This is a genomic window from Clostridium sp. CM038 (genome assembly GCF_055081105.1).
In genome coordinates this window covers 528,689-543,647 of record NZ_CM143651.1, presented here as the reverse complement: position 1 = coordinate 543,647, position 14,959 = coordinate 528,689, and the positions used below count along the sequence as shown (strand labels likewise).

The window sequence follows — 14,959 nt, the reverse complement described above, 5'->3', positions numbered from 1 at the left end:
TCGAACTGATTACCGCTAGATCTACTAAGCTCATCAATAGCGTCTTTATAAATTTTGCTTTTATTGTAAGGTCTGCACTACGAAAAAAATAATGAGGTCAGTAAAACTGACCTCATTTCAGGTTGTTTACAAACCCAGTATAATTTTTTTATTATACTGGGTTTTTTACATGCAATTATGCGATAGCATTTTGAGTTATGGATAAATTTAAAATAACAACTATCTTCTTAGTTAGAAAATCAAAAAACAGTAAAGATAGCAGGCTAGCTATCTTTTTCATATTCTGCACTGCTGCTGTAAGCAGACACTGCTCTTGCACATTTTCTAATCCACGCATATGGCAATAGCGAAGCCCATGCAGTTGTTTTGAATCTGCGAAGCTTCGCTCTATAGTTTCTTTTCTTCTTCTATATATATTTCTGCCTTTATCTGTTCTGGTGAACTTTACAACATCTTCTTTATACGTTTCCCAAACATGTCTTCTAATAGTTTTAAACTTGCTTTTTGCAGAAAAGCATTGAGCTCTATTTGGACATATCTCGCAATATTTTGCATTACCAACATATTCTTTATATCCTTCTCTTGTTGTCGTTTTATAATGTAAAGCCCTTAAGTCAGGGCATACGTAAATGTCCTGCTCTTTAACATATTGGAATTTATTTTTTGTGTACATTCCTTTTGTATGTGGAGACCTACGGTATCCCATTACAGATTTTAATTCCCTCTCATATAGTTCTTTACATATAAGATTTGTAGCATAACCAGCATCTGCACCAACATATTTTGTATTAAAATTAAACTTTTTTATTTGCACATCTAATCTATCGATATAAGGATCAACATCATTTATGTTTCCAGGAGTAACATACACATCAGTAATTATATTATGTCTGCTATCGACAGTTCTGTGATCTAAATATGAGAAGCCTTCCGGCTTGCCATCTCTCATCATATATCCACTGTCGGGGTCGGTTGTGCTAACTTTAGTTTCTTTTATTTTGGTAACAGGTTCTTTTTCCTTTAAAGGTTTTTTACCATGGTTTATTCTATCTTCTTCCACTGCTTTATTAAGTTCAGCTACATATTCTTTCGGCGTTTTTTCAACTTCAATTTTCACAAGCTTTCGCTTATTAGCATTTGCTTTTAGGTGTGTAGAGTCTGTGTAAAGTATTTTACCGGTTACCATCTTAAGATTTATAGCCTTAAATACTACTTCGTCAAATATTTTTTGAAACACATCTGTACCTTTAAACCGTCTACGTCTATTTTGGCTAATTGTTGAATGATCTGGAATAGGATCAGTAAGACTTAGTCCTAGAAACCATCTATAAGCCACATTTACTTCAATGTCCTTTACAAGTTGTCGTTCAGATTTTATTCCAAATAAGTACCCAATAAACAGCATTTTAAAAAGTATAATAGGATCTACGCCAGGTCTTCCATTATCTAAGCAGTAATATTTTTTAGTCAGTTCTCTTATAAAAGAGAAATCCATGTATTTATCTATATTTCTCAGAATATGGTCTTTAGGAACTAAATCTTCTAAATACACCATTTCTAGTTTTTGTTGTGTGAAGTTCTTTTCATTAATCATAATAATGCCCTCCGAATTATAAAGTTTGTATACTATATATATTCGACATTGATGTCCTAAAATCCTTTTTGAATATGAAAAAAAACACTCCAATTTTAAATTAGAGTGTTTTACATTTTATGTTTGTCAACGGTCTGTAATGAGGTCAGTAAAACTGACCTCATTTCTTTATTATTTTTCTCTTAGACATTTTGGTTCTACAGGCTGATAAGTAAACCACCAGCATGCTGAAGAAGCTACAGAAGTCGCAACGAATGTAGTTACCACTGCAATTAAAGTGAATAGGTGTTTATTTATTTTCTTCATACTAATTTTACCTCCTTTTCTTAATGTTTATGATTTAAAAAGGTATCTACTTTACCTATTAATAAGTGTGCTGGAGCTGTAAGCGTAAATGCTTGCCATAAGATGCCTGAATATAAGCATAGAGTATAAAAAAGTAGATTTATTCCACCACTATTTATATACAACAGGATAATAAATACTGAAATGATTAAATAAACACTTAAAAGTATTGTAGATCCTTTTTTCATCCGCTTTCTTTTTTCTTCTTTTACTATAGGCTTTGAAGCGCTGTCCACTGGGGCTAATTTGTAAATTATGTAATAGGACCATATAAAAATCAATGTTCCTATTATTATAATCAATTTTAAATTAACCACTGAGCTCATTAAAAGCGATATTAATATCGCTTCTCCTACACATACAATTGTTCCTATGAAAGTGCAAATCCCTGGTGAACTTGCATGAACTCCTCCAGAATATTTTCTAAGAATACTTGCTGTAAAGGAAATTATTAGGGCTTCAAACGCTACATGAAACAACAATCCAAATAAAAATACAAGAATTATAGAAATAAACATCTGCATTAAAGCAAAAGTGCCATAGGCAATTACCTCTCTATTATCCTCATCAAGGGATAATTCTAATGCTACTTTATTAGCAATATTATCAGATAATTTCTCCATTTATTACCTCGCTCATCTTTTTTCTTCTAGCAACATATAAATAATATGTGGATACTATAATTGCAAAAACCAACAATGATGGAATTCCATATAATGTTTTTAATAAAGGTTCGCCTAACACATACATAAGATCTGCTTTAAAGATATTATCAATTATAAAGACATTAATTCCCTCACAAATAAGTTCCAGAACTACTGTCATTATGCCTGCTTTTATGGATTTAATTATACTAATTTTATTTATATTAACCGTTAATACAATAATTACTATAATATTAAGAATAGCATGTACCCCATATTGAATTGGTAGTAATCTTATTAAATAAACTGCTATAATAAAAATAATACTTGATATTATATATCTTTTTATATTAATAACAGTCTTTGAAAATACATATACTGCGAAAAAAATTAGAAATCCTTCCGGCAGACCTCTAAATAAAAACTCTAACAACGTTATTTTCAACATATTTTACTTCTCCCCTAACAACCTTCTAAAATTTCTATGTATATATTGCAATTATATCATTAATATTACAAAATAGGATATAATTCTTAATATAATTCAATAAAACTTCAGATACTACTAGTGCAACCCTCAGACTTCATTATCTCTGTTTCATTAATGATCTTTATGGTATTGAATATAATAATAAAGGCAAAAACTCTTATACATATATCTCCAATACTCATAACGCTATAACCCACATCAATTATATCTGTTAAAAACTTCAACTTAGTTACTTCACTCCCCATAATATGTATGTCATTGACTTTCATAAAAGAATCTGGTTTTGCATAACCAGTTAAGTATGCTAAAGTTGGAAATACTGGCATCTTCCCATTATTAGCTGCTATAGCAGTATTATTCAAAGCAGTTCCAATAAAAATAAATATTGACCCTATAATTGCACTAACATTAAGCTTATATTTAATAATCAAAATCAAAAACGTTAAAAGATAAAAATAATGAAAAGTGCTAGCATACTTTATAAATGCATAATTACCATGAAATAGCATTACCTCTAAAATTACATATATTAGTACAAATGCTAATACAGGATATACTGCCCATGTCTTAAAAAGTGGTCTTACTTTGTACCCTTTTATTTTTGCAATAAAAAGAGCTAGAAGTATGGATTCAATCATATATATTCCTCACATTCAAAATCTCAATATTAAACCTATTTCTCTTTAAATTATACTACTTTTTCAACCAATCTCATAAATTCTTCCATGCTGTTTACAACATAATTGGGCTCATACTTAAGAATCATGTCCATAGGCAGTGCGCTCCACCCAACAACCACGGATGTAATTTTTGCATTTTTGGCACATAAAACATCAAATGGACTATCCCCCACAAAGATGGTCTCCTCTGGCTTCCCTTTCAATTCCTTTAAAGCCATAAGTGCTGGGGTAGGATCTGGCTTATGTTGGTCTGTATCGTCTGCCCCTATAATGCTTTCAAAATAATCCATTAATCCGAAATATTTTAATCCTTTAAATGGCCGAATCATTTAAACGGGAAGTAACGATTCCAAGATTATATCCTTGTCTATGGAGCTCTATTATTCCTTCCCTTACCCCCTTGTGGATTGTAATCAACTTTTCGAAGTTACCGGTTTGGAATCTACGATAGGTTTTAATGGCTTCTTCACTGTCATCACCAAATTCCCTATCTAATGTAATTTTTAAAATTTCTCCAAAGTTTTTAATAATCTCCTCTTTATCTACTTGTTTGTTCAAGTGCATTTTATAAGTATGCTGAAAAGATTGTATAATTAGTTCATTTGTATCTAACAAAGTCCCATCCAAATCAAACAAAATATTTCGAATCGCCATAAAAATATCCTCCTTATCTACAATAACGGAGTTACTCCGCTAATTTCATTCTACCAAAATAACAAGCATTTTAAAAGAAAAATAAAACTATCTCTCCATATATTTGTATTAAAGTAAATTATATTTAAACGACAAAAAACCACTGAAATATATGTATATTCCAGTAGTTACCTTCGATAGCTTTCACTAAGTTTTTTGTTACTATTCTTCTCTGTATTCTAAAATATCTCCTGGCTGACACTGAAGCTCACTACATATAGCCTCAAGGGTAGAGAATCTTATTGCCTTTGCTTTATTGGTTTTTAATATAGACAAATTCGAATTTGTAATTCCCACTCTATTTGCCAGTTCAGATAAAGAAATTTTTCTTTTGGCCATCATTACATCTAAATTCACTATTATTGCCATGTATTTCACCTCAATTTGTTTATATAACGCAAATATCTATACCGTAAAATCATTTTCTTCTTTAACTTCAATCGCCTGTTTAAAAACCTTAGAAAGAACTAATGTAAAACAACCTGCAAAGAAAAAAATTATAAACTCAATGTCTGTGTGAATCCCTTTAGCATCAATTTCTATTAACTTTAAATTTAAATATTGATTGTTAATAAAAAAATTGAGCACATAACAAGCAGCAATTATAAAACATGAAGCAGCAACAATTTTTAAACTTTCAACATTCTTCCATACAAAAGGGTTTGCTTTAACTAATGAATTCATAATGCACCTAAGATAATACATTATACAAAGTAATGCAAAACCACCTAGGACGAATAGAACGCATGTGATAATATTTTTAAAGTTAAGTAAGTTTACTTGCTCAGCCACCAATGCTTTTCTAAGTATTAATAAATACACAATAAACCCTATAACAATTAAACCATCTAGCATTAACTTTAGTAGGGATGATAAAGAAGTTTTTCCATAATATTTCATAAAAATTTCCTCCATAACTTGTAATTTTATTTTTTTAAATTAAATGCTACTTTATATTAACAAGTAAGTATAAATCAATGTGATTAATTTCAACAATTTATGTTGTTTGCTTTTTATCTCCAGATTCTTAAATGATATAAAATTGTAATTTAACTTATATGAACTTTAAAACAATATTATCACATTAGTTTTTTTTTTACAATGCAAATTCACTGTTTATCAATGAATTTATATTGCAAAACACTAGTACCCTGCTATTATCGATAATAGCTGGTATGAAGTCATACTCAATTGTAAAGCGATATGCCACTTTGTAAATTGAAATGCAACGTTTGTAATTGACAATTGAATATTTGTAAATGAAATGCAACCTTTGTATCTGAAAAGCCAGTTTTGAAACCCAAAAGCCACATTTGTAATCCAAATGCAGTTTGATTTTTCGGTTTTTTGATGTATGATAATAGAAAATATGCATGCCGAATAGAGGTCAACTCACTCTCGATTTTTTTGTAATCGGAGAATCCACCCCTATTTTAGGATTGTATGGATAGCTGGCGGCACTGTTTTATATTTTTATTTTTTGAGAAGAATTGGTTTTAACATGATGTCGCTGGCTGCTACCGGTGTACACCCTAGGTTTTGTAAAATCTCTTCTCCATGGTAAAAGCTGAACGTTTCGTATGGGCTACGGTTGTTCAGTTTTTTTCTTTTATAGGAATCAATGTGATTCATCATTAGGCTGATATTTTCCTGTGTCAGATGATCGAAGCTGTTTCCCTTCGGAAGAATCCGCCTAATCATCTCATGGTTAACCTCAATGGCTCCCTTTTGATAGGGACTTCCAGCATCACAATAAAATACATTGGTACGATGTCCTGAGAATTTTTCAGTACCATATTCAATTGCCTTTGGATTCGAAAATTCGCTCCCGTTGTCTGTAAGAATTACAGGGAAAAGGGCTGTAAAAACCTCCTTCCCAAGGGTTTCATAAAGTGTTTCATAAATATCCGTTACTGATTTTGAAGTATTTGCATCTCTAAGAAATGCTAACATCAAGCTGGTATCTACAAAGTGAATCGTTAAAAGGCATTTGCCACCCTTACTTCCAATCACAGAATCCATCTGTACAACAGTGGTATCCTGATTTTTAGCAAGGAATGCCTGAAAGTCATTATAGTTGCGCCCAATGCGGCAGCCTTTATCTACCTTGAATTCCGGTTTTTTATACCTTTCGCGGAACTTGACTTTTCTCGGAAGATCAATATTTCGCACATCGAAAAGGCAGGCATCTATGTAGTTGTAAATAGTCTTTTCACTACACATAATTTCATCTTCATGCGTAACATATATCTGATGAACAGATTGACCGTTTTGAACTAGTGGAGAAATTATTTTATTGAGTCTGGCTACTTCATCTTCCGATACACACAATCCACTTCTGGACTGTGAAATGGCTTCGTGAGCTTTCATATGGGCATGCTCCGCATTGTATATATTTTTTAATAAAGAGCATTTTCCAAGCGTTTCACAACCATTACAGACATAGGGAACCCTAAAGCGGGCAGTACAGATTTCCAAAATGAAATCAGGACAGTTATCATTACAGGATTGACAAAGCTTACAGTAGATGGTTGTTTTTCTTGTGCAGTTTTTACCGCATACATCCTTATACCTGCAGTTAAAACGATTTTTACAGGCATTGTACGGATATCCCGAATAACCTGTTGCAACCTCTGAACTGTGCTTACGTATTTCTCTGGAGATGGTGGTTGGATTCTTTTCCAATCTTCGGCTGATTTCTTTAAAGGAAAGACTTTCTTTTAAGAATTTTTGTATCTCGAGCCTTTCTTCATAGGTGAAAAACGTTGACATATATCCTCCATTCTGCCGCCAACTCTTTTAGGATATGTAATTTTGAATGTTAGTAAAACAAAAGACTGACACATACCAATATTTTTGTATACCGAGATGCAACCTCTTGGCATATATATTTTATTTAAGAATTATACCTCAATTGTAAATAGAACAGGTTGCTTTTAGATTTACAATTGAGTCTGGTATGAAGTCATTACTTCCAATTAAATTTAGCTGTTTTCAATGTTTTCCTGTTTCGGTGGTAATATTTACGTTGAAATACATGGGTGTGATATAATAAAAAAGTTAGTGTGTATATTGGTGATCCCAATGTAATGATAGGGACAATGTACCTATCTGCAAGAAATAAAAAAAACGGAGAATCCTTGTATGTGGAGCATAAAAAAATATATATTCCTAACAATAATAGTAATAGAATTATAAGGAAAGAGATGATCAAATGATAAATGCAAATTTCAACGATTGTAAGTTAAGCAGTGAGTTATTAAAAGCAATTAACATGTTAAATTTCAAGAATTTCACAGAAGTCCAAAAGCAGGTTATACCAGCGGTAATCGCGCAAAAGGATGTAGTAGTAAAGTCCCAAACCGGAAGTGGGAAGACTGCCGCATATGCCATTCCTATTTGCCAATTAGTAGATTGGGAAGAAAATAAACCCCAAGCATTAGTGCTTACACCAACAAGAGAGCTTGCTATTCAAGTCAAAGAAGATATTTTTAATATAGGTAGATTTAAAAGACTTAAAGTATCTGCAATTTATGGAAAGTCTCCTTTCTATGATCAAAAAAAGGAACTTAAACAAAAAACACATGTAGTAGTTGGCACACCTGGTCGTATTATTGATCATTTAGAAAAAGGTACATTTGATACATCAAATGTAAAGTATCTTGTAATAGATGAAGCTGATGAAATGCTTAATATGGGATTTGTAGATCAGATAGAAACAATAATAGGTGGCTTATCAAAAGAACGTGTGACTATGTTATTGTCAGCCACAATGCCCAAAGATATAGAGACTTTATGTAACAACTACATGAAAGATCCTATATACATAGAAATAGAGGACCAAAATAAATTAAAAAGTAATATATGTCAAGAAAGATATAACGTAGATGAACTAGATAAAATAGACCTTTTAAGAGATATAACCATAGTAGAAAACCCTGATAGCTGTATAATATTCTGCAATACAAAACTAAAAGTAGATGCAGTTTATAATAAGCTGGCAAATCTCGAGTATACTTGTAAAAAAATACATGGTGGAATGGAACAAATTGATAGATTAAGAGTAATGAATGATTTTAAAAAAGGTTATTTTAGATATCTAGTGGCTACAGATGTTGCAGCTAGAGGCATAGACATAGATAGCATTAGCCTTGTAGTTAATTATGATATACCGGGCGACAAAGAAAGCTATGTCCATAGGATAGGAAGAACTGGACGCATAGGAAAGACAGGCCATGCAATTACCTTTGTAACCAGAAACGAAAGCAGATTTTTAAATGATATACATCAATATATTGGCAAAGAGATTATTTTAAATGAAAGACCTTCAACCGAAACCGTAAGTAATGCCAAAGAAGAATTTGCGCGAAAAATGAATACAAGACCTGAAGTTAAAGAAGCAAAAGGCGCCGAGCTAAGCAAAGAAATTATGAAATTACATATTAACGCAGGTAAGAAAACAAAGATGAGAGCAATGGATATTGTAGGTACACTTTGCAGTATTAACGGCATGACAAAAGATGATATAGGAATCATCAATATAATTGATATATCTACTTTTGTAGAAATATTAAATAATAAAGGTGAGTTGGTATTTAAGGAATTACAAGAAACACCTATCAAAGGTAGACTTCGCAGCGTAAGTAAAGTGATATATGAATAGAAAAGTAGCTATCAGTTAAGATGTTAGTAGTAGGGGTAAGGCTTCTTTTGGGGCGTGTAAATTATTTTGTGTATACTCTTTCTATAGGCAAAAAATCGATCTATTAATTTTCGTAAAATAATGTTATTTAAAGTCGATTAAAGTTTTTTATCTATAATCACTATACCGTATATTATTGCCATTTTTAGTCAATAATATACATGTCTAATAACAGGATAGGGCAATGCTGAGGAGCAACCCGAGCGGCTATAGATGTTCTATACAGGAGCGGGCGACCTTTGGGTAGTCCGTTTTACTCGTTCCTGGAAGAACTAAAGCGATAAACCTCAGGGGTTTGGGGACGGAGTCCCCTAAGCTATGCTCCTTCATTTAAGATTTCACTAAACAATATATTAAGTTGACTAATAACAAGATCCCAATTCGAATATACTCGAGTCCATTTCTTACTTACCTTTTCAGTAGCCAAATACAATATCTTCATAAGACTCTCATTATTTGGAAATATAAGTTTTGTCTTAGTGACTTTCCTGAATTGACTGTTAAGGCTCTCTATAGCATTTGTGGTATACATAATTCTACGAATATAATCTGGAAATACAAAGAAAGTTATGAGATTATCCCAATTGTCTTCCCAACTCTTAATAGCATTTGGATATTTACTTCCCCATTTTTCTTTTGCAGAAATTAAATTTTCAAGTGCAACATCCTCGTTTACTGCACCGTAAACAGTTTTTAAATCTCTTGCAAAATCCTTCTTGTCTTTGTGTGGTATATATTTCATACTTGCTCTCAATTGGTGAATTATACAACGTTGTATTTTTGCAAAAGGATATACAGCTCCGATTGCTTCCTTGAATCCACTTAAGCCATCAACACAGAACACCAAAACGTTCTGTAAGCCTCTGTTTCTAAGATCATTAAGCACTGAAAGCCAAAACTTACTGCTTTCATTTGCGCCTATCCATATACCAAGTACTTCTTTTTCACCATCCATATTTACACCCAATACAACATAAGCTGCTTTAATTACAATATGTTTGTCATCACGAACTTTATAGTGTATAGCATCCATAAACACAAATGAATATGTTTTTTCAAGTGGTCTATTTTGCCACTCTGCAACTACAGGAATAATTCTGTTTGTTATATTTGATACCATTTCAGCAGATATTTCAACATCATATAGGTTTTTGACTTGTTCTGATATGTCTCTTGTAGTCATTCCAGCTGCATAGAGAGCCATTATTTTATCTTCTATACCAGTTATATTTCTTTGATACTTGGGCAAGATCTTAGGCTCGAATTCACCATTTCTATCACGTGGTATATTAAGTTCTACTGTTCCAAGTTCAGATTTCACAGTTTTTTTAGAGTAACCATTTCTACTATTTGGAGTTTGCTTTTCAGATATATCATATTTGTCATATCCAAGTTGTAAATCCATTTCTGCTTCTAATGCCTCCTGAAGAACATCTTTGAACATACCTTTCATAGCAGTTAGAACCTCATTTGGACTTGAAAAATTTTGTTCATTGATATAATTTCTTAAAATTTCTTTTGACATATTTGACATAAAAATACTCCTCCTTACAATATTTGAGCTCTCACGGAAACTCTTCAGAGCCCGTGATTACTCATTTTTAGTATCATTAATTTTTATTAATTCCCCCATTTTTTTTGCATAAAACACTTGACAAGTTTGTAAAATTTTGAATTCCTCCTCTTAAAGACATGTTTTAAAAGGAGGATTATTTTATGCTTAAAAATTGGAGCTCTCATGCTGATTATCAGCAATTTATTATTTCAACTCTCTCATGTTTCTACAAAGTTTTTCCTAAAAAAATTATAGAACTTGAAACTTCTATCTCTAAGTTGCATTGCTTAGACTTAGATATTCTTAGAGAGATATTAAAACCTTATTATTCTAATACCGGTAGACCTGCGACCCTTCAACCTGAAATATTTCGTTCATTTTCTTTAATGCTTTTTCAAAAGGAAACAAGCATTACCAACTGGGTTAAAAAGCTTCATGCCTGTGAGTTACTTGCAACCTGTATTGGCTGCACTGAAAATAATGTCCCATCACTTGGTGCTCATTATGATTTTATCTCTAGATTATGGCTCTCAGATCTGTCTATCGACAGAATCAAACTAAAAAATACATATTCGTATAAGAAGAAACCCTCTAAAATCAAAGAACCCGGGAAAAATAAAAAGCTTCCTAATAAAAAAACAGGTGTTGTTAAAAGAATTTCAGATTTTTTTGAAGCTGGTCGCTCATTTTCACTAAGAGCCGAAAGGCTGCTTCAAAAAATATTCTCATTAGTTGCTGTAGAGCCATCTTTTAATCTTAACTTAATAGAAAAAGATAAACTCACAGTTGCGGGTGATGGTACTTGCGTTCACTGTAAATCTTCCTACTATGGTTCTAAAGTTTGTGACTGCCGTCAAAATGGAATTTACGATTGCAAATGCCCTCGTAGACTTTCTGACATAAATGCTACTTGGGGTTGGGACAGTCATGAAAATCGTTGGTTTTACGGCTACACGCTCTATGCTTTATCTTCCTATAACAAGAAATACAAGATCGATTTACCTATTTATCTACGATTTGTAGAAGCAAGCAGACACGACAGTGTCACTGGAATAGTCGCATTAGCTGAATTTAGAAAACTGTTACCGCAATTCAATATAACAAATTATGTTCTTGACTCAGCTAACGATAACTATGCTACATATGAATTATGTTCCAAATGGAACATTAATCCCTTTATTGATCTGAACTCCAAAAACAAAGGAAATTCAAAATATCCAGCTGCTCTAGATATTAATGAAAAAGGATTTCCTATCTGTATTGGTGCCCATGAGATGGTCTATAACGGTTATGAAAAAAGTCGTTCACGCCTTAAATGGCGTTGCCCTTTAGTTTTAAAAAAGGTTGACAGTTGCTCTTGCTGCGAACAATGCTCACCTTCACCGTATGGGCGAGTAATCTACACTAAACCATCATGGGATTTGCGGTTGTTTACTCCTTTGCCTCGCGGTTCAAAACAATGGAAAACTATTTATAAAACTAGAACCTGCTCAGAACGTATAAACAATCGTATTCTAAATGATTATAGAATTCATTCTTTACGAATATACGGTAAAAAACGTTATTCATTTATGACTATGATTGCTGGAATTAATATTCATCTAGATGCAAGACTTAAAGTTTCTGGTTTTAGTATTTTAAATTTATTAGTGTAGCTATTTAACAATTGAATATTTTTTACTGAAAATTCCTGCATCGTGCAGGCTTGTTTGCTATACCTATTTTTATCACTAACTGCTCTCTTAACATAAAATTTATAGTTCTATATAACTTTATACAAACTCAAGTTTTACATATTAGTTTCCGTGACTACTCTATTTGAGCTTTCACGGAAACTCCTTAGCTCCTGTGATTACTCATTTTTAGTATCATTAATTTTTGTTGATTCCCCCACTTTTTTTGCATAAAACACTTGACAAGCCTGTAAAATTTTGCGGTCCTCCTCTTAAAGACATGTTTTAATAGGAGGATTATTTTATGCTTAAAAATTGGAGCTCTCATGCTGATTATCAGCAATTTATTATTTTAAATCTCTCATGTTTCTACAAAGCTTTTCCTAAAAAAATTATAGAACTTGAACCTTCTATCTCTAAGTTGTATTGCTTAGACTTAGATATTCTTAGAGAGATATTAAAACCTTATTATTCTAATATTGGTAGACCTGCAACTCTTCAACCTGAGATATTTCGTTCATTTTCTTTAATGCTTTTTCAAAAGGAAACAAGCATTACCAACTGGGTTAAAAAGATTCATGCCTGTGAGTTACTTGCAACCTGTATAGGCTGCACTAAAAATAATGTCCCATCACTTGGTGCTCATTATGATTTTATCTCTAGATTATGGCTTTCAAATCTGTCTACCGACAGGGTAAACCTAAAAAAAATATATTCGTATAAGAAGAAACCCTCTAAAATTAAGGCACCCGGGAAAAATAAAAAGCTTCCTAATAAAAAAACTGGTGTTGTTAAGAGAATTTCAGATTTTTTTGAAGCTGGTCGCTCATTTTCCCTAAGAGCCGAAAGGCTGCTTCAAAAAATATTCTCATTAGTTGCTGTAGAACCCTCTTTTAATCTTAACTTAATAGAAAAAGATAACCTTACAGTTGGCGGCGATGGTACTTGTGTTCACTGTAAGTCTTCTTACTATGGTTCTAAAGTTTGTGACTGCCGTGAAAATGGAATTTACGATTGCAAATGCCCTCGTAGACTTTCTGACATAAATGCTAATTGGGGTTGGGACAGCCATGAAAATCGTTGGTTTTATGGCTACACTCTCTATGCTTTATCTGTCTATAATAAAAAATATAAGATAGATCTACCTATTTATCTACGATTTGTAGAGGCAAGCAGACACGACAGTGTCACTGGAATAGTAGCATTAGCTGAATTTAGAGAACTGTTACCGCAGTTCACTATATCAAATTATGTTCTTGACTCAGCTAATGATAACTACCCTACATATGAATTATGTTCTAAATGGAACATTAATCCCTTTATTGATCTGAACTCCAAAAACAAAGGAAATTCAAAATATCCAGTTACTCTAGATATTAATGAAAAAGGATTTCCTATCTGTATTGGTGGCCATGAAATGGTCTATAACGGTTATGAAAAAAGTCGTTCACGCCTTAAATGGCGTTGCCCTTTAGTTTTAAAAAAGGTTGCTAGTTGCTCTTGCTGTGAACAGTGCTCACCTTCACCTTATGGGCGAGTAATCTACACTAAACCATCATGGGATTTGCGGTTGTTTACTCCTGTGCCTCGCGGCTCAAAACAATGGAAAACTATTTATAAAACTAGAACCTGCTCAGAACGTATAAACAATCGTATTCTAAATGATTATAAAATTCATACTTTACGAATACATGGTAAAAAACGTTATTCATTTATGACTATGATTGCTGGAATTAATATTCATCTAGATGCAAGACTTAAAGTTTCAGGTTTTAGTATTTTAAATTTATTAGAGTAGCTGTTTGACAATTAAGTACTTTTTTCTGAAAATTCCTGCATCGTGTAGGCTTGTTTGCTATACCTATTTTTATTCCTAACTGCTCTCTGAACATAAAATTTATAGCACTATAATGACTCTATACATAATTAAGTTTTACATATTAGTTTCCGTGACTACTCTATTTGATAATTAACTTATCTAAATTATTGCCAAGAAAGAGTACTTTTTATTCTGTTTACACAAAACTATTTACAGGCTCTTCTTTTGTTCCCCTGCTACTAGTTTTTTTGTATAATAATTAACAACTTTGTTACTATTCTTATCTGTATTCTTAAACATCGCCCGGATGACAAATGATAAAGAGGTGTTTCCATAATATTTCATAAAGATCCCATCCATAACTAATTTCTTTAATAAGTTCCTGTTTGCCACTTAAAAAATGAATCTACTTTTTATTTATTTTTTTGTTGTTCTTCTTTTTCTCTTCTTTCTTTTTCAACTTTTGGAAAAAAAATAAAATTAATATAAACAAATCCTATAATTAATATTCCAACAGTAACAATTACAATCATATCTTGAGAATTCATATCATTGCCTCCTTGTATTAGTATCTATAAATAATTTTTAATGTTTATTAATCAAAAAATAAAAAGGCGGGACTCAAATAAGAGTTTCCCGCCCTAGAAACAAATTTCTCGGAATCAAACTAAGCTTCAGTTTGTCCAACCGCTAAAAAACATTAAAATATATTTTTCTATATAGTATATAATACTACATAGTTTAAATTAATTCAATTTCTAAAT

The 14,959-nt window shown here is 32.0% G+C and carries 15 protein-coding genes; 3 read left to right on the top strand and 12 right to left on the bottom strand.

What is annotated here, in order from left to right; genetic code table 11:
* Positions 1 to 175 precede the first annotated feature (175 nt).
* The 10 genes from ACWJKS_RS02490 to ACWJKS_RS02445 all read right to left on the bottom strand — a co-directional run bounded on the left by ACWJKS_RS02490 (position 176) and on the right by ACWJKS_RS02445 (position 7,218).
* Positions 176 to 1,594, bottom strand: coding sequence for an IS1182 family transposase (locus tag ACWJKS_RS02490; protein WP_268064117.1), 1,419 nt, complete (start codon positions 1,592 to 1,594; stop codon positions 176 to 178).
* A gap of 171 nt (positions 1,595 to 1,765) precedes the next feature.
* Positions 1,766 to 1,900 carry a cyclic lactone autoinducer peptide gene (locus tag ACWJKS_RS02485; RefSeq protein WP_165413299.1) on the bottom strand — a complete coding sequence of 45 codons (135 nt, stop codon included), beginning with the start codon at positions 1,898 to 1,900 and terminating at the stop codon, positions 1,766 to 1,768.
* 20 nt (positions 1,901 to 1,920) lie between these two features.
* Positions 1,921 to 2,562, bottom strand: coding sequence for an accessory gene regulator ArgB-like protein (locus tag ACWJKS_RS02480; RefSeq protein WP_462960352.1), 642 nt, complete (start codon positions 2,560 to 2,562; stop codon positions 1,921 to 1,923).
* Positions 2,546 to 3,031: a hypothetical protein gene (locus ACWJKS_RS02475; protein WP_462960351.1), complete on the bottom strand. Its 486-nt coding sequence runs from the start codon at positions 3,029 to 3,031 to the stop codon at positions 2,546 to 2,548. The genes ACWJKS_RS02480 and ACWJKS_RS02475 overlap by 17 nt, the downstream gene beginning before the upstream one ends.
* A gap of 107 nt (positions 3,032 to 3,138) precedes the next feature.
* The gene (locus tag ACWJKS_RS02470) at positions 3,139 to 3,711 is read right to left on the bottom strand and encodes a DUF5317 family protein (RefSeq protein ID WP_216303230.1); all 573 of its coding nucleotides are present in this window, start codon (positions 3,709 to 3,711) and stop codon (positions 3,139 to 3,141) included.
* A gap of 50 nt (positions 3,712 to 3,761) precedes the next feature.
* A complete protein-coding gene (locus tag ACWJKS_RS02465) occupies positions 3,762 to 4,082 on the bottom strand; it encodes an HAD-IA family hydrolase (RefSeq protein ID WP_462960350.1) in 321 nt (106 codons plus the stop codon).
* A complete protein-coding gene (locus ACWJKS_RS02460; RefSeq protein ID WP_462960349.1) occupies positions 4,066 to 4,407 on the bottom strand; it encodes an HAD hydrolase-like protein in 342 nt (113 codons plus the stop codon). The genes ACWJKS_RS02465 and ACWJKS_RS02460 overlap by 17 nt, the downstream gene beginning before the upstream one ends.
* A 201-nt stretch (positions 4,408 to 4,608) precedes the next feature.
* Positions 4,609 to 4,815, bottom strand: coding sequence for a helix-turn-helix domain-containing protein (locus ACWJKS_RS02455; RefSeq protein WP_165413294.1), 207 nt, complete (start codon positions 4,813 to 4,815; stop codon positions 4,609 to 4,611).
* A 36-nt stretch (positions 4,816 to 4,851) separates the two neighbouring features.
* Positions 4,852 to 5,346, bottom strand: coding sequence for a DUF2975 domain-containing protein (locus ACWJKS_RS02450; RefSeq protein ID WP_216303232.1), 495 nt, complete (start codon positions 5,344 to 5,346; stop codon positions 4,852 to 4,854).
* Between the two features lie 573 nt (positions 5,347 to 5,919).
* Positions 5,920 to 7,218, bottom strand: a complete 1,299-nt coding sequence (locus ACWJKS_RS02445) for an IS30 family transposase (protein ID WP_462959832.1) — start codon at positions 7,216 to 7,218, stop codon at positions 5,920 to 5,922.
* A gap of 442 nt (positions 7,219 to 7,660) precedes the next feature.
* Here ACWJKS_RS02445 and ACWJKS_RS02440 point away from each other — a divergent pair, with 442 nt between their 5' ends.
* Positions 7,661 to 9,109: a DEAD/DEAH box helicase gene (locus ACWJKS_RS02440; RefSeq protein WP_216303836.1), complete on the top strand. Its 1,449-nt coding sequence runs from the start codon at positions 7,661 to 7,663 to the stop codon at positions 9,107 to 9,109.
* 355 nt (positions 9,110 to 9,464) lie between these two features.
* Here the strand turns inward: ACWJKS_RS02440 and ACWJKS_RS02435 are convergent, their stop codons facing one another.
* On the bottom strand, positions 9,465 to 10,682 hold the full coding sequence (locus ACWJKS_RS02435) for an IS256 family transposase (protein ID WP_462960348.1): 1,218 nt from the start codon (positions 10,680 to 10,682) through the stop codon (positions 9,465 to 9,467).
* 182 nt (positions 10,683 to 10,864) lie between these two features.
* On the opposite strand from ACWJKS_RS02435, the gene ACWJKS_RS02430 reads away from it, so the two are divergent.
* Together ACWJKS_RS02430 and ACWJKS_RS02425 are read left to right on the top strand one after the other, a co-directional pair.
* Entirely contained in the window at positions 10,865 to 12,358 is a 1,494-nt protein-coding gene (locus tag ACWJKS_RS02430) for a hypothetical protein (protein WP_462960347.1), read from the top strand.
* A 322-nt stretch (positions 12,359 to 12,680) separates the two neighbouring features.
* Positions 12,681 to 14,174, top strand: a complete 1,494-nt coding sequence (locus tag ACWJKS_RS02425; RefSeq protein ID WP_462959674.1) for a hypothetical protein — start codon at positions 12,681 to 12,683, stop codon at positions 14,172 to 14,174.
* Between the two features lie 434 nt (positions 14,175 to 14,608).
* On the opposite strand, the gene ACWJKS_RS02420 is transcribed toward ACWJKS_RS02425, so the two are convergent.
* A complete protein-coding gene (locus ACWJKS_RS02420) occupies positions 14,609 to 14,743 on the bottom strand; it encodes a hypothetical protein (RefSeq protein WP_258280576.1) in 135 nt (44 codons plus the stop codon).
* Between the last annotated feature and the right edge of the window lie 216 nt (positions 14,744 to 14,959).

Coding starts and splice junctions, on each gene's coding strand:
- ACWJKS_RS02455 (WP_165413294.1), bottom strand. CDS start 4,815: ATGGCAATAATAGTGAATTTAGATGTAATGATGGCCAAAAGAAAAATT.
- ACWJKS_RS02475 (WP_462960351.1), bottom strand. CDS start 3,031: ATGTTGAAAATAACGTTGTTAGAGTTTTTATTTAGAGGTCTGCCGGAA.
- ACWJKS_RS02440 (WP_216303836.1), top strand. CDS start 7,661: ATGATAAATGCAAATTTCAACGATTGTAAGTTAAGCAGTGAGTTATTA.
- ACWJKS_RS02425 (WP_462959674.1), top strand. CDS start 12,681: ATGCTTAAAAATTGGAGCTCTCATGCTGATTATCAGCAATTTATTATT.
- ACWJKS_RS02480 (WP_462960352.1), bottom strand. CDS start 2,562: ATGGAGAAATTATCTGATAATATTGCTAATAAAGTAGCATTAGAATTA.
- ACWJKS_RS02460 (WP_462960349.1), bottom strand. CDS start 4,407: ATGGCGATTCGAAATATTTTGTTTGATTTGGATGGGACTTTGTTAGAT.
- ACWJKS_RS02445 (WP_462959832.1), bottom strand. CDS start 7,218: ATGTCAACGTTTTTCACCTATGAAGAAAGGCTCGAGATACAAAAATTC.
- ACWJKS_RS02465 (WP_462960350.1), bottom strand. CDS start 4,082: ATGATTCGGCCATTTAAAGGATTAAAATATTTCGGATTAATGGATTAT.
- ACWJKS_RS02450 (WP_216303232.1), bottom strand. CDS start 5,346: ATGAAATATTATGGAAAAACTTCTTTATCATCCCTACTAAAGTTAATG.
- ACWJKS_RS02435 (WP_462960348.1), bottom strand. CDS start 10,682: ATGTCAAATATGTCAAAAGAAATTTTAAGAAATTATATCAATGAACAA.
- ACWJKS_RS02430 (WP_462960347.1), top strand. CDS start 10,865: ATGCTTAAAAATTGGAGCTCTCATGCTGATTATCAGCAATTTATTATT.
- ACWJKS_RS02485 (WP_165413299.1), bottom strand. CDS start 1,900: ATGAAGAAAATAAATAAACACCTATTCACTTTAATTGCAGTGGTAACT.
- ACWJKS_RS02490 (WP_268064117.1), bottom strand. CDS start 1,594: ATGATTAATGAAAAGAACTTCACACAACAAAAACTAGAAATGGTGTAT.
- ACWJKS_RS02420 (WP_258280576.1), bottom strand. CDS start 14,743: ATGAATTCTCAAGATATGATTGTAATTGTTACTGTTGGAATATTAATT.
- ACWJKS_RS02470 (WP_216303230.1), bottom strand. CDS start 3,711: ATGATTGAATCCATACTTCTAGCTCTTTTTATTGCAAAAATAAAAGGG.